This is a genomic window from Microbacterium limosum (assembly GCF_036324365.1).
In the GTDB taxonomy this organism is placed as follows: domain Bacteria; phylum Actinomycetota; class Actinomycetes; order Actinomycetales; family Microbacteriaceae; genus Microbacterium; species Microbacterium limosum.
Map to the genome: position 1 here is coordinate 2,614,340 of NZ_CP137080.1, position 17,325 is coordinate 2,631,664.

The 17,325-nt window shown below is 70.9% G+C and carries 17 protein-coding genes; 11 read left to right on the top strand and 6 right to left on the bottom strand.

Going from position 1 to position 17,325, the window contains the following annotated elements:
- The first annotated feature begins 61 nt into the window (after positions 1-61).
- The 4 genes from RYJ27_RS12575 to RYJ27_RS12590 all read left to right on the top strand — a co-directional run bounded on the left by RYJ27_RS12575 (position 62) and on the right by RYJ27_RS12590 (position 3,937).
- A complete protein-coding gene (locus RYJ27_RS12575; protein ID WP_330170634.1) occupies positions 62-937 on the top strand; it encodes a methylenetetrahydrofolate reductase in 876 nt (291 codons plus the stop codon).
- A 10-nt stretch (positions 938-947) separates the two neighbouring features.
- Positions 948-1,820, top strand: coding sequence for a formyltetrahydrofolate deformylase (gene purU, locus RYJ27_RS12580; protein ID WP_330170635.1), 873 nt, complete (start codon positions 948-950; stop codon positions 1,818-1,820).
- Positions 1,821-1,848: 28 nt separating this feature from the next.
- On the top strand, positions 1,849-3,258 hold the full coding sequence (gene ligM, locus RYJ27_RS12585) for a vanillate/3-O-methylgallate O-demethylase (protein ID WP_330170636.1): 1,410 nt from the start codon (positions 1,849-1,851) through the stop codon (positions 3,256-3,258).
- A 91-nt stretch (positions 3,259-3,349) separates the two neighbouring features.
- The gene (locus tag RYJ27_RS12590; RefSeq protein ID WP_330170637.1) at positions 3,350-3,937 is read left to right on the top strand and encodes a PadR family transcriptional regulator; all 588 of its coding nucleotides are present in this window, start codon (positions 3,350-3,352) and stop codon (positions 3,935-3,937) included.
- Between the two features lie 20 nt (positions 3,938-3,957).
- Here the strand turns inward: RYJ27_RS12590 and RYJ27_RS12595 are convergent, their stop codons facing one another.
- The 3 genes from RYJ27_RS12595 to RYJ27_RS12605 all read right to left on the bottom strand — a co-directional run bounded on the left by RYJ27_RS12595 (position 3,958) and on the right by RYJ27_RS12605 (position 7,496).
- Positions 3,958-4,758 (bottom strand): serine hydrolase, encoded by an 801-nt coding sequence (locus tag RYJ27_RS12595; protein WP_330170638.1) that lies wholly within the window; start codon positions 4,756-4,758, stop codon positions 3,958-3,960.
- Positions 4,759-4,982: 224 nt separating this feature from the next.
- Complete coding sequence (locus tag RYJ27_RS12600) at positions 4,983-6,944, bottom strand: M13 family metallopeptidase (protein ID WP_330170639.1); 1,962 nt, start codon at positions 6,942-6,944, stop codon at positions 4,983-4,985.
- Between the two features lie 81 nt (positions 6,945-7,025).
- Positions 7,026-7,496 (bottom strand): hypothetical protein, encoded by a 471-nt coding sequence (locus RYJ27_RS12605; RefSeq protein ID WP_330170640.1) that lies wholly within the window; start codon positions 7,494-7,496, stop codon positions 7,026-7,028.
- A gap of 120 nt (positions 7,497-7,616) precedes the next feature.
- Between RYJ27_RS12605 and RYJ27_RS12610 the strand changes: the two genes are divergently transcribed.
- Entirely contained in the window at positions 7,617-8,951 is a 1,335-nt protein-coding gene (locus tag RYJ27_RS12610; protein WP_330170641.1) for an MATE family efflux transporter, read from the top strand.
- 4 nt (positions 8,952-8,955) lie between these two features.
- On the opposite strand, the gene RYJ27_RS12615 is transcribed toward RYJ27_RS12610, so the two are convergent.
- Positions 8,956-9,582 (bottom strand): TrmH family RNA methyltransferase, encoded by a 627-nt coding sequence (locus RYJ27_RS12615; RefSeq protein ID WP_330170642.1) that lies wholly within the window; start codon positions 9,580-9,582, stop codon positions 8,956-8,958.
- 63 nt (positions 9,583-9,645) lie between these two features.
- Here RYJ27_RS12615 and RYJ27_RS12620 point away from each other — a divergent pair, with 63 nt between their 5' ends.
- Both RYJ27_RS12620 and RYJ27_RS12625 read left to right on the top strand, forming a co-directional pair.
- Positions 9,646-10,974 carry an Nramp family divalent metal transporter gene (locus RYJ27_RS12620; protein WP_330170643.1) on the top strand — a complete coding sequence of 443 codons (1,329 nt, stop codon included), beginning with the start codon at positions 9,646-9,648 and terminating at the stop codon, positions 10,972-10,974.
- A 22-nt stretch (positions 10,975-10,996) separates the two neighbouring features.
- Positions 10,997-11,638: a metal-dependent transcriptional regulator gene (locus tag RYJ27_RS12625; RefSeq protein ID WP_330170644.1), complete on the top strand. Its 642-nt coding sequence runs from the start codon at positions 10,997-10,999 to the stop codon at positions 11,636-11,638.
- A 9-nt stretch (positions 11,639-11,647) separates the two neighbouring features.
- On the opposite strand, the gene RYJ27_RS12630 is transcribed toward RYJ27_RS12625, so the two are convergent.
- Positions 11,648-12,580 carry an SDR family NAD(P)-dependent oxidoreductase gene (locus RYJ27_RS12630; protein WP_330170645.1) on the bottom strand — a complete coding sequence of 311 codons (933 nt, stop codon included), beginning with the start codon at positions 12,578-12,580 and terminating at the stop codon, positions 11,648-11,650.
- Between the two features lie 42 nt (positions 12,581-12,622).
- Between RYJ27_RS12630 and RYJ27_RS12635 the strand changes: the two genes are divergently transcribed.
- Entirely contained in the window at positions 12,623-13,462 is an 840-nt protein-coding gene (locus RYJ27_RS12635) for an HAD-IIA family hydrolase (RefSeq protein WP_330170646.1), read from the top strand.
- A gap of 248 nt (positions 13,463-13,710) precedes the next feature.
- Here the strand turns inward: RYJ27_RS12635 and pyrE are convergent, their stop codons facing one another.
- A complete protein-coding gene (gene pyrE / locus RYJ27_RS12640) occupies positions 13,711-14,289 on the bottom strand; it encodes an orotate phosphoribosyltransferase (protein WP_330170647.1) in 579 nt (192 codons plus the stop codon).
- A gap of 39 nt (positions 14,290-14,328) precedes the next feature.
- On the opposite strand from pyrE, the gene RYJ27_RS12645 reads away from it, so the two are divergent.
- From RYJ27_RS12645 to RYJ27_RS12655, 3 genes are all read left to right on the top strand, one after another.
- On the top strand, positions 14,329-15,174 hold the full coding sequence (locus RYJ27_RS12645; protein ID WP_330170648.1) for an exodeoxyribonuclease III: 846 nt from the start codon (positions 14,329-14,331) through the stop codon (positions 15,172-15,174).
- Positions 15,175-15,275: 101 nt separating this feature from the next.
- On the top strand, positions 15,276-16,601 hold the full coding sequence (locus RYJ27_RS12650) for a sensor histidine kinase (protein WP_330170649.1): 1,326 nt from the start codon (positions 15,276-15,278) through the stop codon (positions 16,599-16,601).
- Positions 16,598-17,296, top strand: coding sequence for a response regulator transcription factor (locus RYJ27_RS12655; RefSeq protein ID WP_330170650.1), 699 nt, complete (start codon positions 16,598-16,600; stop codon positions 17,294-17,296). Before RYJ27_RS12650 ends, RYJ27_RS12655 begins: the two co-directional genes overlap by 4 nt.
- The last annotated feature ends 29 nt before the right edge of the window (positions 17,297-17,325 follow it).

Consider the following 17,325-nt stretch of genomic DNA (forward strand, 5'->3'; position numbering starts at 1 on the left):
AAAGTGCCTCTCGGGAGACGCGACGAAGCGCTCCGACTGAGAGCGGAAAGGACCCCGATCAGTGTCTCGAAACACCCCCGCCGCGGATCCCGCGGCAGCCCTGAAGCTGGTGAGCGACTTCTCGCTCGAGATGACCGGAAAGGATGTGCCCGGCCTCGAGGAGGCGGCGCACTCGATCCCCGCCGGCACGAAGATCAACGTCACGTTCCTCGGGAACGAGGATCTCGACATGCGCGTGTCGGCATCCAAGGCCGTGAAGGACATGGGATTCATCCCCGTCCCGCACATCTCGGCCCGGCGCCTGTCGTCGCAGGACCAGCTCGAGGAGTTCCTCGGCCGCCTGCAGGAGGTCGGCGCGACCGAGCACGTCTTCTCCGTCGGCGGCGACCCCGCCGAGCCCGAGGGCCCCTACCCCGACTCGCTGTCGGTCATCCAGACGGGCCTGCTGCAGAAGTACGGGGTCAAGGAGGTCTCGATCGCCGGGTACCCCGAGGGCCACCCCGACATCAAGACCGACGTGCTGTGGCGCCACTTGGAGGACAAGTCCGCCGCGCTGAAGGAGCAGGGCCTGGATGCCGTCATCCTCACCCAGTTCGCCTTCGACACCGACCCGGTGATGGCGTGGATCGACGGCGTGCGCTCCCGCGGGATCGAATCCCAGATCCGCATCGGCACTCCGGGACCGGCCGGCATCAAGCGCCTGATCAACTTCGCACGGCGCTTCGGCGTGGGCGCGAACGCGATGATCGTGAAGAAGTACGGCTTCTCCCTGACCAACCTCATGGGCACCGCCGGACCCGATAAGTTCGTGTCCGACCTCTCCGCGCTGCTGGCGCAGGATCCGGCATCCGGAGACGTCAAGCTGCACTTCTACACGTTCGGTGGCCTGCTCGCGACGTCGGAATGGGTGCGGCAGTACTCCGCATCCCAGTCCTAAGGAGCCCTCCATGACCGTGCACAACGAAGCGCTGCGCGACCACGCCTGCCTGATCGTCCACGGCCCGGACCAGCCCGGGATCGTCGCGGCGGTCTCCGCGCTGGTGAGCCGCAACAAGGGCAACATCGTGGCGTTGGATCAGTACTCCGACAACGCCGACGGCGGCGCGTTCTTCCAACGCGTCGTGTTCCACCGCCCCAACCTCGCCGCCGCGATGCCCGAGATCGAGGCCGACCTCGCCGAGACCGTCGGCGGGCTGGGCCTGGAGTGGAAGCTCACCGACCAGTCCGTGCCGAAGCGGATGGCGATCCTCGCGTCCACGTCGGATCACTGCCTGCTGGAGCTGCTGTGGCGCCACCGCCGCGGCGAGCTTCCCGTGACGATCCCCATGGTGATCAGCAACCACACCAACGTCGCCGACGATGTCCGCTCCTTCGGCATACCGTTCTTCCACGTCCCCTCGCAGGGGCCCGACAAGAGCGAGGCCGAGGCGCGGATCCTCGAACTGCTGAAGGGCAACGTCGACTTCGTCGTCCTGGCCCGCTACATGCAGATCATCTCCGAGGACTTCCTCGACGCCGTCGAGGTGCCCGTCATCAACATCCACCACTCGTTCCTGCCCGCCTTCATCGGCGCCGGCCCCTACAAGAAGGCCAAGGAGCGGGGCGTCAAGCTGATCGGCGCGACCAGCCACTACGTGACGAAGGACCTCGACGAGGGGCCCATCATCGAGCAGGACGTCGCGAGGGTCGACCACTCGATGACCGCCGCGGACCTTCAGGCCCGCGGAGCGTACGTCGAGCGCGCCGTGCTCTCCCGCGCCGTCCAGTGGCACGCCGAAGACCGCGTCATCCGACACGGCAACCACACCATCGTCTTCTGACACCATCCACAACAAAGAGAGGTTCATCGTGGCACCCAAGAATCTTCAGGAAGTCATCGATCAGGCCGGAAGCCCGGTCGAGCTGCTTCGCAACTCGCAGATCGGCTCCTACATCTACCCGGTCGTCCCCGCCGACTTCCAGAACTGGATCAAGGAGCAGAAGGCCTGGCGCGACACCGCCGTGCTCTACGACCAGTCGCACCACATGGACAACGTGTTCCTCAAGGGCTCCGACGCCATCAAGCTGATCTCGGACACGGCCATCAACTCGGTCGCGAACTTCGCGGTCAACAAGGCCAAGCAGTACGTCCCGACCACGGCCTCGGGCCACGTCATCGGCGACGGCATCCTCTTCCGCGAGGCCGAGGACGAGTACGTCTACGTCGGCCGCGCGCCCGCGTCGAACTGGCTGATGTTCCACGGCGAGACCGGCGGATACTCCAACCTGGAGGTCGTCGTCGACCGCCGCTCGCCCTCGCGCCCCTACGGCGACGCGGTCGCGCGCAAGTACTACCGCTTCCAGATCCAGGGCCCCAACGCCTGGGCCGTCATCGAGAAGCTCAACGGCGGACCGCTCGAGAAGCTCGGCTTCTTCAACATGTCGGAGATGAAGATCGGCGGCATGAACGTCCGCACGCTGCGTCACGGCATGGCCGGCGCACCCGGGCTGGAGATCTGGGGCCCGTACGCGGACCACCACAAGATCCGCGACCTGATCGTCGAGGCCGGCGCCGAGTTCGGGCTGCTGCCCGTCGGATCGCGCGCGTACCCGTCGAACACGCTGGAGTCCGGCTGGATCCCCTCGCCGCTGCCCGCCATCTACACCGGCGCCGAGGAGCAGGCCTACCGCGAGTGGCTGCCGGCCGACAGCTACGAGGCCACCGGCACGCTCGCCGGCTCGTTCGTCTCCGACAACATCGAGGACTACTACCTCACCCCGTGGGAGCTCGGCTACGGCTCGTTCGTGAAGTTCGACCACGACTTCATCGGCCGCGACGCGCTCGAGAAGATGGACCCCGCCGCCCAGCGCAAGAAGGTCACCCTCGCCTGGGACGCCGAGGACCTCGGCAAGGTGTGGACGTCGCTGCTGAACGTCGACGGCCCCCACTACAAGTTCTTCGACCTGCCGCTGGCCAACTACGGCTCGGCCAACTACGACGCCGTCGTGGATGCCGATGGCACCGTCGTGGGCTACTCGATGTTCACCGGTTACTCGGCGAACGAGCGCCGCGGCCTGTCGCTGGCGACCCTCGACCCGAACGTCCCCGAGGGCACCGAGCTCAAGGTCGTGTGGGGTGAGCCGAACGGCGGCTCCAAGAAGGCCTCCGTCGAGCCGCACGAGCAGACCGAGGTCCGCGCCGTCGTGAGCCCCGTGCCGTACTCGACCGTTGCCCGCGCGACGTACCAGGGCGGCTGGCGCACGGGCTACAAGGACTGAGCCCACCGTGAGACCCGAGGGGGCCCGAGCTTCTGCTCGGGCCCCCTCGAACCATTGATAGCCTCACCCTGATCGTGACGAGGGGAACCGGATGAGCCTGCGATACGCGCTTCTCGCGCTGCTTCGGGTGGGACCGCTGTCCGGCTACGACCTGCAGAAGCAATTCACGCAGTCGGTGGGCCACGTCTGGCACGCCCCCGACTCCCAGATCTACCCCGAACTGCGCAAGATGCAGGCGGAGGGCTTGATCGAAGGCGAGGAGCAGCCGCGCGGCGAGCGCGGCACGCGCCGCGTCTACCACGTCACGCCGGCGGGACATGAGGCGTTCCTGGAGTGGATGCGCACTCCGCTCGACTACCAGCGCGTCCGCGACCCCGCCCACCTTCGCGCGGCGTACCTCGAGACGACGACCGCGGATGCCGCCCGCGCCTTCCTGCGGGCGCACATCGTCCAGTGGGAGGGCGAGCTGGAGCAGTGGGAGGGCGAGCTCACCCACATCGAGCATCTCTCGAACCCCATGCTCGTGCGGCGACTGGAGGCCACCCCCGCAGAGGGGCACGCCGAGACCATCGCGTGGAAGCGGTTCGCCTACGAGGGCCTCGTCGAGCGCGCTCGCAGCGAGATCGCCTGGGCGCGCCGGGGCCTGGATCTCGTCGATGAGATCACTGCGCAGGACTGACCGCGGCGCATCGCCTCCCGTCAGAACACGTACTCCATCAGGTCGACCCCGAGCGTGCGGAACGCTTCGTGCGCGCGCAGCCGATGCATGATCGACAGATCGTCGAAGCACACCACGAGCGCATAGGCGACGCCCGCGCGAGGTCCCGCCAGCACCCCCGCCTCGGCACGGACGCCGCGGTCTCTGCCGGTCTTGTTGATGAACAGCAGTCCGTGGTCGTCGTCGTCGTGCGCGAACGGATCGAGCCCTGTCGCGGCCGCGACGAGCGAGAGATCGTGGTTGAGGCAGAGCCACTCCGCCACCTGGGCGCTCACCGCCGCGCTGACGAGCGTCGTGTTGACGAGCGCGGCGAAGACCTCCGCCAGCTCCTTCGCCGAGCCGAGCGCGAAGTGGGGCGCATCATCCGGCCCGCGCTCGTCGCGGAAGCGGTCGAGCACGGCGGCCCGGGCGAGCCCTATCTCCGTGATCCTGCGGTGCACCGCCTCGAGTCCCACCCGCTCCAGCAGCAGGTTCGCGGCCCGGGCGTCGCCCGCGGACGCCGCCAGGACGGCGACATCGCGCAGGGGCAGGGCGGGCGCGGCGAGGTGACGCCAGAGGCCGGAGGCGCCGGCGGCGTCGGCATCCCCGCGCTCCACGATCTCGAGAGGATCCACCGATCCGTCGTCGAAGCGGGCGGCGACTTCGATCAGCAGAGGCACCACCCCGAGCGCTCCTATCGGCTGGGTCACGTGGTCATCGCCCGCCAGCACGACCGAGTCGCGATCGAGATCCCGGACATGCACCGAGACGCGCGCCCCGGTCGCGGCCAGCTCGTCGAGCACCGACAGCGTTGACGTGAAGGACCGGCGGGAGGCGGCCTCCCTGCGAGGACGCCGCCGCCCTCCATGGCGCGCCGCGCGCGAATCGGTGCTGTCCCGGGTTGGCTCAGGAGGCGTGCCCACGAGCGGATTCCTTCCCTCACGGGTGTCGGATCTACTGTCGTGCTCGGTCTGCGGGGGATGCGGCATCCGGGCGCCGTCCCCCGCGGCACCCGGATGGGGCGGAGTCACCAGATGGTAACGCGCTGGTCCTCGGCGAGCCAGAGCTCGTCACCGTCCGTGACGTCGAACGCCTCGTAGAAGGCATCGATGTTGCGGACGATCTGGTTGCAGCGGAACTCGTTCGGGGAGTGCGGATCGATCGTGAGCAAGCGGATCGTCTCGGCGTCGCGGCCCTTCTGCTGCCACACCTGCGCCCACGAGAGGATGAGGCGCTGGATGCCGGTGAGACCGTCCACCACGGGAGCCTCGGCGCCGTTCAGAGACAGCGCGTAGGCCTTCAGCGCGATCCCCAGTCCCCCGAGGTCGCCGATGTTCTCCCCGATGGTGAGCGCTCCGTTCACGTGGTGGTCGGGCAGACCCCGTGGCGACAGCGCGTCGTACTGCACGATGAGGCTCTTCGTACGCTCCTCGAACGCGGCGCGATCGGACTCCGACCACCAGTCCTGCAGTCGTCCGTCGCCGTCGAATCTGCTGCCCTGATCGTCGAACCCGTGCCCGATCTCGTGCCCGATCACGGCGCCGATCCCGCCGTAGTTGGCCGCGGCATCCCGCCCGGCGTCGAAGAACGGGTACTGCAGGATCGCCGCGGGGAACACGATCTCGTTCATGAGCGGGTTGTAGTAGGCGTTGACGGTCTGCGGCGTCATGTACCACTCGTCGCGGTCGATGGGCGACCCGACCTTGCCGAGCTGCCGGTCGTGCTCGGCGACGTGGGCGCGACGCACGTTTCCGACGAGGTCGGCCGGGTCGATCTCGAGAGCAGAGTAGTCCCGCCATTTCACGGGATAGCCGATCTTCGGGGTGAACCTGGCGAGCTTGTCCAGGGCGCGCTCCCGTGTCTCGGGTGTCATCCAGGGCAGATCCCGGATGCTCTCCCGGTAGGCCTCGATGAGGTTGGCGACCAGGTCGTCCATCGCCTCTTTCGCCGCCAGCGGGAAATGACGCTCGACGTACACCTTGCCGATCGCCTCACCGAGCGCGGCCTCGGCGAGGCTGACGCCGCGCTTCCAGCGCTCGCGGTTGACCGGGACCCCGGTCAGCTGCGTGCCGTAGAAGGAGAAGTTCTCCTGCACGATCTCGTCGGTGAGGAACGCGGCGGCGGCGTGGACGATCTTGAAGCGCAGCCACGCGCGCCATTCCGGCAGCTTCGCGGGCGTGAGCAGGGAGCCCAGCCCCTCGATGAAGCTCGGCTGAGAGACGACGACCTCGCCGAACGCGTCTTCGTGATCGGGGGCGGCGGCGCTCCGCCACGGGGAGAGGTCCGCACCCGCGAGCGACACGAGGTCGTCCCACGTGCGGAGGTTGTACGTCGCGACGGCATCGCGACTGCGCACGTTGTCCCAGTGGTGGCCGGCGAGCTCCGTCTCGATCGCCACGACGCGGTCGGCCTCGGCCGCGGCATCCTCGACGCCTGCGAGACCCAGGATCGTCTCGATGTGGGCGCGGAATGCGATGCGCAGATCGGCGAAGTTCGGGAGCCGGTAATAGCTCTCGTCCGGGAGGGAGAGACCGCCCTGCATGAGGAAGGGGACGTATCGCTGCGGGTCGCCGGGATCGGGTTCGACGTACAGGCCGACGAGGCCGCCCACGCCCTCCCGCTCGAGACGGCCCGCGAGCGTGAGGAAGCCGGCGATGTCACGGACCTCGTCGACGCTCTCGAGCTGGGCGGCGATCGGGGAGACGCCCAGCTCGGCGATCCGCTCGGTGTCCATGAAGCTCGTGAAGAGATCGCCGATCTTGCGGGCCTCGGTGCCCGGCTCCGCCGACTGCGACTCCTGCACGATCTCGCGCACGTGGCCCTCGGCCTGCTCGGCGAGGAGGTGGAACGATCCCCACCGAGCCTTGTCGTCGGGGATCTCGGTCCGCTCGATCCAGTTTCCGTTCACATAGCGGTAGAGGTCGTCCTGGGGTCGGATCTCGGGGCTCAGATCATCGAGCGCGAGACCGGAGCGAAGCGCGTCGGTCATGTCGTCCAGGATAGGCGCAGCCGTTCGGGAGTACTCCCACGGGAGGTGGTCGGGACTCGAACGTGCAAGGGGAACCCGCCCTCAGCGCGCTCTCTCGGGCTCGGCGTAGTCGTCCGGAGTGATCGCGCGGATGCCGCGGTCGTGCAGCACGTACTGGGCGCGCAGGTCGACCCGGGCGCTCGCGCACGCCCTCGCCATGGCAGCCGCCCACAGCCGCTCGTTCGCGCCGAATCGGCGGGGTCCCCTGCGCTCCCACACGAGCACCGCCCGGCGGGCGCCGACCGCCTCGCAGATATACGCCAGGCGATGCGCCAGCACGTGCGCCGCATCGCCTTCCCGGGGGTCGGCCGCGGACGGGCGATCGGACGGCCGGGCCGGGTAGTCGTCGCACGGCATGATCGGGTCGGCGAGGCGGTCGTCGTGGTCGAGGAAGAGCAGCCACAGCTGCCGCGGGTTGATCGCGCGTCCGAGCAGCAGCCCGATCACCTCCTCGAGGTCGGTGTCGAGGGCGAGGATGCGCGAGCGGTCGAGACGAGGATCGGTGTCGGTCATCGGGCCAGCTTCCGCCGTTCCGGACACGGCGGTCCCGCTCGCCCCCGCCGACCGTGGAGACCCCGCCGCGCCGTCGGCTGGGGAGAACCGTCCCTGCGCTGCGCCTCGTAGGCTCGAGGCGTGACGGTGGCGGGCGAGGGGCGGCGACTGAACCGCGACATCCTGCGCCTCGCCGTGCCGGCGCTCGGCGCGCTGGTCGCGGAGCCGCTCTTCCTCATCGTCGACGCCGCCCTCGTGGGGCACCTCGGCGTCGTCCCGCTGGCGGGGCTCGGCATCGCCGCTGCCGTGCTGCAGACGATCGTCGGGCTCATGATCTTCCTGGCCTACTCGACGACCCCCGCCGTGGCGCGCCGGTTCGGTGCGGGTGACCCGAGCCGGGCGGTCTCGGTGGGCATCGACGGGATGTGGCTCGCGCTCGGCGCCGGCGCCGTGCTCGCGCTGCTGGGCTGGCTCACCACCCCCGCGATGGTGGCCGCGTTCGGCCCCGGCCCCGACGTCGCAGAACAGGCCGAGACCTACCTCGGGCTCTCGATGGGCGGGCTGCCCGCGATGCTCATCGTCTTCGCCGCGACGGGATTGCTGCGCGGGCTGCAGGACACGGTCACTCCCCTCTGGATCGCCGGCCTCGGATTCGCCGCCAATGCGCTGCTGAACTGGGCGCTCATCTACGGCCTCGGCTGGGGGATCGCGGGTTCCGCGATCGGCACCGTCATCGCCCAGTGGGGAATGGTCGCCGCCTACGTCATCGTCGTCGGCAGGCTGGCGCGACGGCACACCGCCGCCGTCCGGCCGCAGCGGGAGGGCGTGCGCGGGTCGGCCCGCTCCGGGGGATGGCTGTTCCTTCGCACCGTCAGCCTGCGCCTCGCGCTCCTGCTCACCGTCGGGGTCGCCACCGGGATGGGACCCGAGGAGCTCGCGGGCTGGCAGGTGGCGTTCACGATCTTCTCGACGGCCGCCTTCGCGCTCGATGCACTGGCGATCGCCGCGCAGGCCCTCGTGGGCAAGGGCCTCGGCGAGGGCGACGTCCCGCAGGTGCGGCGGGTGCTGCGGCGCACCCTCGCGTGGGGCGCGTGGTTCGGCGTGCTCGTCGGGGCGCTCGTCGGGCTCGGCTCTCCCTGGATCGGGCTGCTGTTCACCGGCGACGAGCGCCTCGCGGCCCTGGTCCTGCCCGCACTCGTCGTGCTCGCCATCGCCCAGCCCGTGTGCGGGGTCGTCTTCGTGCTCGACGGCGTGCTCATCGGCGCCGGCGACGCGAAGTACCTGGCGATCGCGGGGGGAGCGAATCTCGTCCCCTTTCTGCCGGCCCTCGGCATCCTGGCGTGGACGGGCGCCTCCGGCGCCGCGGGGCTCGCGTGGCTCGCGGTCGCGTTCTTCGGCGTCTACATGTGCGCCCGGCTGCTCACCCTCGGCTGGCGCGTGCGCGGCACGCAGTGGCAGCGCGTCGGCGTCCACTGACGCCTCACGCGTGGCGGCGGCACCATTCGTACATGACGACGGCGGCGGCCGCGCTCGCGTTGATCGAGCGCGTCGAGCCGTACTGGGTGATCTCGACGATCCCGGATGCCGCGGCGAGCGCCTCGGTCGACAGGCCCGGTCCCTCCTGCCCGAAGAGCAGGACGCACCGCTCGGGCAGATCGGCGCGGTCGACGGGCACCGAGCCGGCGACGTTGTCGATCGCGAGGATCGGGAGGGCGGCCTCCGCGGCCCACGCGGCGAAGGACGCGACATCCTCGTGGTGGCGCACGTGCTGGTAGCGATCGGTCACCATGGCGCCGCGGCGGTTCCACCGACGGCGTCCGATGATGTGGACCTCGGCGGCGAGGAAGGCGTTGGCGCTGCGGACGACGGCGCCGATGTTGGAGTCGTGCTGCCAGTTCTCGATCGCCACGTGGAAGCGGTGGCGGCGCGTATCGAGGTCGGCGACGATCGCCTCGAGCGTCCAGTACCGGTAGCCGTCGACGACGTTGCGCCGGTCGCCCTCGGCCAGCAGCTGACGGTCGTAGCGAGGGTCCTCGGGCCAGTCTCCCGGCCCACCCGGCCAGGGTCCGACGCCCACGGGCAGCTGCGGCTCGGGATCCTCTGACACCGAGCCAGCGTAGCGCCGCTACCGGATATTTCGGTCGCCCGAAACATCCGGTATGTTTTCGGCATGCCGAAAGACACCGTCGTCGTCGACGACGCCACTGCTCCTCAGACACCGCGTGGCGCCCTGAGCACGCCGAGGCTCGCGTGGCTCATCGGTCCCGCCCTCGTCGCGGGCGTCGCCTACCTCGATCCGGGCAACGTCGCCAGCAACATGACGGCGGGCGCCCAGTACGGCTACCTGCTGGTGTGGGTCGTCGTCGTGGGCAACGTCATGGCCTGGCTGATCCAGTACCTCTCCGCCAAGCTGGGCATCGTCACGGGCGAGAGCCTGCCCGAGGTGCTGGGCCGCCGCATCCGGCGTCGGTGGCCGCGTCGCGCCTACTGGCTGCAGGCCGAGCTGGTCGCGATGGCGACCGACATCGCCGAGGTCATCGGCGGCGCGGTGGCGCTGTACCTGCTCTTCGGCATCCCTCTGGTGTGGGGCGGGGTGATCACGGGGCTCGTGTCCATCGCGCTGCTGCTCGTGCAGTCCCGCCGCGGGCCGCGCCCCTTCGAGAACGTCGTGATCGGCCTGATGGCGATCATCACCGTCGGCTTCGTCGCCGGAGTCTTCGTCGGGCCGCCGGATGCCGCGGGCATCGCCTCCGGGCTCGTCCCCCGCTTCGAGGACACCGGCTCGGTGCTGCTCGCCGCGTCGATCCTCGGTGCCACGATCATGCCCCACGCGATCTACGCGCACTCGGCGCTCGCACGAGACCGCTTCGCCCCCCGCGCGGACCGGGGTCGCGCCGCCGGGGCGCGCCGCGACGCCGCCGAGCTCGAGCGGCTGCGGGGGGTCGGAACCCTCCGGCTGCTGCGCGCGACCCGGTGGGACGTCTCGATCGCGATGGTCGTCGCGGGGACCGTCAACCTCTGCATCCTGCTGCTCGCCGCCGCGAACCTCGCGGGCGTGCCCGGCACCGACAGCCTCGAGGGTGCGTACGCCGCGCTCGACGCGGGGCTCGGTCCGGTCGTCGCGACGCTGTTCGCCGTCGGCCTCCTCGCGAGCGGGCTGGCGAGCACATCGGTCGGCGCGTACGCCGGCGCGGAGATCATGCACGGTCTGCTGCGCGTGCGGATCCCGCTGCTCGCACGACGCCTTGTGACCCTGCTGCCCGCCCTCGCCATCCTCGCAATCGGGTTCGACCCGACCCTCGCGCTCGTGCTGAGCCAGGTCGTCCTCTCGTTCGGAATCCCGTTCGCCCTCGTCCCGCTCGTCGTGCTGACGGCGCAGCGGCGCACCCTCGGGGGCTACCGCAATCGCGCCTGGACCACGGCGGCGGGCGTCGCGGCATCCGTCTTCCTCATCAGCCTGAACGGCGTGCTGCTCTGGCTCGTCTTCACCGGCGCCTGAGCGACGCGGGTACCCTGAACCGGTGGCACCCGCGAGCCCCGTGACCGACGACTACCTGAAGACGATCTATCACCACACCGAGTGGCAGGAGCGTCGCATCACGCCGTCGCAGCTGGCCGCCGAGCTGGGCCTCGCCCCATCGTCGGTCACCGAGATGGTGCAGAAGCTCGCCGCGCAGGGGCTCGTCACCCACCGCCCGTACGGCCCCGTGTCGCTCACCCCCGAGGGCGAGGCGCGGGCGAAGGCCGTCGTGCGGCGCCACCGGCTCATCGAGACCTGGCTCGTGCGCGAGTTCGGCTACACATGGGACGAGGTGCACGAGGAGGCGGAGGTGCTCGAGCACACCATCAGCGACCGCCTCCTCACCGGCATCGACGCCCGCCTGGGTCACCCGCGCTTCGATCCCCACGGCGATGCGATCCCGGATGCCGCGGGTGGCGTGCAGCGCGAGGACTTCGTCCTGCTCGCCGACGCCGCCCCGGGTCACGAAGGCCGGGTGCTGCGGGTGAGCGACCGCGATCCGGCGATGCTGCGCGCGGTCGAGACGGCGGGGGTCGAGGTGGGCATGGTCGTCTCGGTCGTCGACGCGACGAGGGTGAACGCACCCGCGGGGATGCTGTCGCTGCCCGAGGGCGCCGCGCGCATCGTGTGGCTCAGCGCCTGAGCCGCACCGTCACGGCCAGCGGACGGCGGCCGTCTCCTCGCAGAACGCCCAGAGCCGCGCCCCCACCTCGGGCGAGCGCGTGGCCGAGACGAGGCGCGCGCGCCGCGGCATCCCCTTCGTCACGACGGCCGGTCCCCACGCCGAGCCGCCCTCGACGTCGGGATCGATGAGCGCGCGAACGGGCGACCACGCCCCGTGCTCCTTGGACTGTGTCAGCGCGGCCTGCAGGTTGTCGACGAACCGGCCCGTGCGCGTGGGCTCGTTGACACCGGCGATGCCGACGGTTCGCCCGCTGACGGAGTATCCGGGGTGCGCGACGATGCTGGAGACGGGGGAACCGGCGGCACGCAGCCGGCGGTCGGCCTCGACGCCGAGGGCCTGAGTGGCGATCTTGGACTGCACGTAGGCGCGCCACGGGGAGTAGTCGCGTTCCAGCTGCGGGTCGGCGAGATCGTACCGCCACATCGACGTGGACATGCTCCCGAGCCACACGAGCCGCCCCGCGCCGGCGCGGGCGAGGGGGCCCAGGAGCGTTCCGGCCAGCGCGAAGTGCCCGAGGACGTTCGTGGCGAACACCACCTCGTTGCCGTCCTGGGTGACGCTGCGCTCGCGCGGAGGATGGACGACGCCCGCGTTGAGCAGCACGCCGTCCAGCCTGTCGCGGGCCCCCACGGATGCCGCGGCCGCTCGCACGGATCCGAGGTTGCTCGTGTCGAGCAGCATCGTCTCCACGGACGCGCCGGGGACGCGCCGCCGCAACGCCGCGCGGGCGTCGGCGAGGCGGTGGGGGTTGCGGCCGGTCATGATGACGTGGGCGCCCGCGCGCGAGAGCTGCTCCGACGAGAAGTATCCGAGCCCCGCGTTCGCACCCGTCACGAGGAAGACGCGGCCGTGCTGCGACGGGAGGTTCCGCGGGTCCCAGCCCGCTCGTGCGGCGCTCACTGCACCGACACTACGGGGCGCGCCGCGCAATAAGCTGAGGCCATGCCCGAAGGTCGCACTCCCGCCCTGCACAAGCGCTCCCGCTCCGACATCGAATGCTGGCTCACCGACATGGACGGCGTGCTCGTGCACGACAACCGTCCGGTGCCCGGCGCCGCCGAACTGCTCGCGCAGTGGCGCGACGCCGGCACCCCCTTCCTGGTGCTCACGAACAACCCGATCTTCACGCCCCGCGATCTGAGCGCGCGGCTGCGAGCATCCGGGCTGGACGTTCCGGAGGATCGCATCTGGACGTCGGCGCTCGCGACGGCCGACTTCCTGCGCTCCCAGCTCCCGGGCGGCACGGCGTTCGTCATCGGCGAGGCCGGCCTCACGACGGCTCTGCACGAAGCCGGATACATCATGACCGAGTCCCAGCCCGACTACGTCGTGGTCGGCGAGACGCGTCAGTACTCGTTCGAGGCGATCACGAAGGCGATCCGCTTCATCAACGCCGGCGCACGCTTCATCGTGACCAATCCGGATGCCACGGGCCCCACCCCCGCGGGCATCGTCCCGGCCACGGGCGCGTTCGCCGCGCTCATCACGAAGGCCACCGGCAAGGAGCCGTACGTCGTCGGCAAGCCCAATCCCATGATGTTCCGCTCCGCACTCAACCGCATCGGGGCGCATTCCGAGACGACGGGCATGATCGGCGACCGCATGGACACCGACATCGTGGCGGGCATCGAAGCCGGCCTGCACACCGTGCTGGTGCTGACGGGGATCAGCGACACCGCGGAGATCGAGCGCTACCCGTTCCGCCCCGACGAGGTGCTCGACTCGGTCGCCGAACTGCTCGCCGACGAGCCCGCCGAGTCGGAGCTTCCCGAGGTCCTCTAGCGAGACGCCCATGGATCAGCGCGACCTGCTTTTCGCCGCCTCGGCGATCATCCTGACCGGCACGCTCGTCGCGTGGGTCGTCGTGTGGTGGCGCGGCCGCGGACGGGACTGAACCCGTCCAGGCCCGGCCCTGCTGATCGGGGCATGTTCTGTGCAATGGGGCAGGTTCTGTCCTGCCCCATTGCACGCAACCTGCCCCGGAGCATCCACCGCGAGAGCAGACGGGCAGCGCGGATGCCGCGCGGTCCCTACTGCGGTGCGAGGCCCAGGTCGTCGAGGTCGATCGCGGCGAGCCAGCGCAGGCCCTCCGCCTCGACGGCGGCCTGCGCCCCCGTCTTGCGGTCGACGATCACGGCGACGGCGACGACGTCGGCACCCTCCCGGCGCAGCGCCTCGACGGCCTTCAGCGCCGACTGGCCGGTGGTGGAGGTGTCCTCGACGACGACGACGCGCTTGCCCGCGACATCCGCGCCCTCGATCTGGCGCCCGCGTCCGTGATCCTTCGGCTCCTTCCGCACGACGAACGCGTCGAGCGGGCGGCCCGTGCGCACCGACTCGTGCATGACGGCGTTGGCGATGGGGTCGGCGCCGAGGGTGAGACCGCCGACGGATGCCACGTCGGGGATGTCCGCGATGAGATCGAGCATGAGGCGTCCGATGGCGGGCGCCGCCCGGTGATCGAGCGTCAGTTTGCGCATGTCGACGTAGTAGGACGCCTTCTTGCCGCTCGAGAGCGTGAAGTCTCCGTGGAACACCGCCTCGGCGCCGATGAGGGCGATGAGGGACTGGCGGTCGGCTTCGAGCTCGGGCGTGGAGGCTGCGGTCACACGGCGAGTCTACGGCGAGGCGAGAAATAGGCTGGATGCATGCGTCTTGCCACCTGGAACGTGAACTCCATCCGCGCCCGCGTGGGGCGCATCGTCGACTTCGCCCAGCGCGAGGGGATCGATGTCCTCGCGATGCAGGAGATCAAGTGCACGCCCGCGCAGTTCCCCTTCGCCGCCTTCGAGGAGGCGGGGTATCACGTCGAGGCGCACGGGCTGAACCAGTGGAACGGCGTCGCGATCGCCAGCCGCGAGCCGCTCGAAGACGTCGAGCTGGCGTTCCCGGACATGCCCGGATTCGCGAAGGGGCATGAGGGTCCGGATCAGCCGCAGGAGGCGCGGGCGATGGGCGCGACCGTCGGCGGGGTGCGCGTGTGGAGCCTGTACGTGCCGAACGGCCGGGGCCTGGGCGACCCGCATTACGTCTACAAGCTCGACTGGCTGGGCGCCCTCGCCCAGTACACCCGCGACGCTCTCGCCCGCACGCCCGATCTGGCCCTCGCGCTGACGGGCGACTTCAACATCGCACCCACGGACGAGGACAACGGCGACCCGACGATCGTGCCGGGGCTGTCGACGCATGTGTCCGAGCCCGAACGCGACGCCTTCCGCGCGCTCGAGGCCGCCGGTCTCGCCGATGTCGTGCGCCCGCTCGTGCCGACCGGATTCACCTACTGGGACTACAAGCAGCTGCGCTTCCCCCGCAACCAGGGCCTGCGCATCGACTTCATCCTCGGTTCTCGGGCGTTCGCCGACGCGGTCACGGGTGCCGCGATCCATCGGGACGAGCGCAAGGGCGACGCCCCGAGCGATCACGTGCCCGTCGTGGTCGACCTGGATACGGCCGCACCGGACGAGGACGACGACGTGCCGATGATCTTCGGCTGACTGCCGTTGTCCGTGAAGCCCACGCACGTCGGCGACGACCCCCGCCCGGCATCCCCCCTTCGGCGGAGGCGGGGCGGGCGGACGGGGCCTACCGTGGGGGGATGAGCGCGAACTCCCCCACCACCGGCAGGCCGGCGCCCGACGCCCGCGACCTGCGCGCCGACGCGCTCCTGGCGGGCGCGCTGCTCGTGGGCGCCATCGTCAGCGCCGGGCTCTCGTCCGTCGCACAGCTGTACGGCGACGGCCAGGCGGACCTGGGCTGGGCGCTGCTCTATGCCGCCGCCCTCACGGCGCCCCTCGCGGTGCGCCGCCGATTCCCATGCACGGTCGCGGTCGTCGTCTCGGTGCTGTACTTCGTCGCCGTCACCTTCCGCATCCCCGAGATCTACGTCGGCAACATCGCGGTGTTCATCGCCATCTACACGGTGGGGGCGTGGGTTGCCGACCGCCGTCGTGCGATGCTCGTGCGCGTCCTGCTCATCGCGGGCATGTTCGCGTGGCTGCTCGTGACCACCTTCCAGGCGGCGACGGCCCCCACGGAGGGCGACTTCTCGCGCGCCGGCGTCTTCTCCCCCTTCGTCGCGTTCATGCTCATCCAGTTCCTGATCAACGGGCTGTTCTTCGGGGGCGCCTACTACATGGGCGACCGCGCCTACGCCGCCGCGCTGGAGAGGCTGGCACTCGAGGAGCGCACGGCCGAGCTGGAGCGGGAGCGGGAGGTCACCGCGGCGCAGGCGGTGGCGCTCGACCGACTGCGCATCGCCCGCGAATTGCACGACGTCGTGGCCCACCACGTCTCCGCGATGGGCGTGCAGGCGGGGGCCGCGAGGTCCGTGCTCGATCGCAACCCCGATGCCGCACGGTCCGCACTCGCCGGCGTCGAGGCCTCGGCGCGAGAGGCGCTCGGCGACCTGCGGCACCTGCTCGGCACCCTGCGCAGCCCCGACGATCCCACGATCGACGCAGACGGCGAGGTCGCGGCATCCACCGTGGGCCTCGACGCCCTGCCGGCCCTCGTCGAGAGGGCGACGCAGACGGGCCTGCCCACGACGCTGACGCTGCTCGGCGATGCCGTTCAGGTGCCCGCCGTCGTGCAGGTGAACCTCTTCCGCATCGCGCAGGAGGCCCTCACGAACGCACGACGCCACGGCGGGCCGGATGCCGCGGCGGACGTGCGGCTGCGGTATGACCCGGGTTCCGTCGAGCTCGAGGTCACCAACTCGGGCCGCGTCGCGCCGGCGCGCCCCGGCGGGCTGGGGATCGTCGGCATGCGGGAGCGCGCGGCCTCCTCGGGGGGCACGCTCGAGGCGGGGCCCCGCTCGCGCGGGGGCTACCTCGTACGAGCACGCATCCCGGTGTCCGGGCGAAGCGGTCCGGAGGAGCGGGAGGACGCGGCGCCCGTCGCCGGGTCGAGGAGGCCCTCATGAGCGCGATCCGCGTGCTGCTGGCCGACGACCACGCCGTCATGCGCGCGGGATTCCGCATGATCCTGGAGGCCGCCGGCATGGAGGTCGTCGGGGATGCCGCGACCGGCGCGGAGGCGATCGACGCGGCCCGGTCCCTCCGCCCCGACGTCATCTGCATGGATGTGCAGATGCCCGACCTCGACGGGCTCGAGGCCACGCGCCGCATCGTCGCCGCCCCGGAGCCGGGCCCGGCGGTGCTGGTGGTGACGACCTTCGACCGCGACGACTACCTCTTCCGCGCGCTCGAGGCCGGCGCAAGCGGTTTCCTGCTCAAGAACGCCGGGCCCGAGGAGCTCGTGGCGGCCGTGCGGATCGTCGCGGCGGGCGACGCGCTGCTGGCGCCCGAGGTCACGCGGCGCGTGATCGCACGCTTCGCCGCGGCATCCCCTCCCCCCGCCTCGCCCGCCGCGCACGCCCGCACCGCGACAGCGGTCCGCGCCGCCACGGCCACCCCGGTGGCGGGGCTGACGGAGCGCGAGACGGAGGTGCTGCGCCTGCTCGCTGCGGCGCTCAGCAACGGCGAGATCGCCGCCCGCCTCTACATCGGCGAGGCGACGGTCAAGACGCACGTGTCGAACGTGCTGCAGAAGCTCGGCGCGCGCGACCGGGTCGCCGCGGTCGTGTGGGCGCATCGCCACGGCGTCGTCGGGGACTGACCCCGCATTCCCCGCGCCCACGTGGGGCG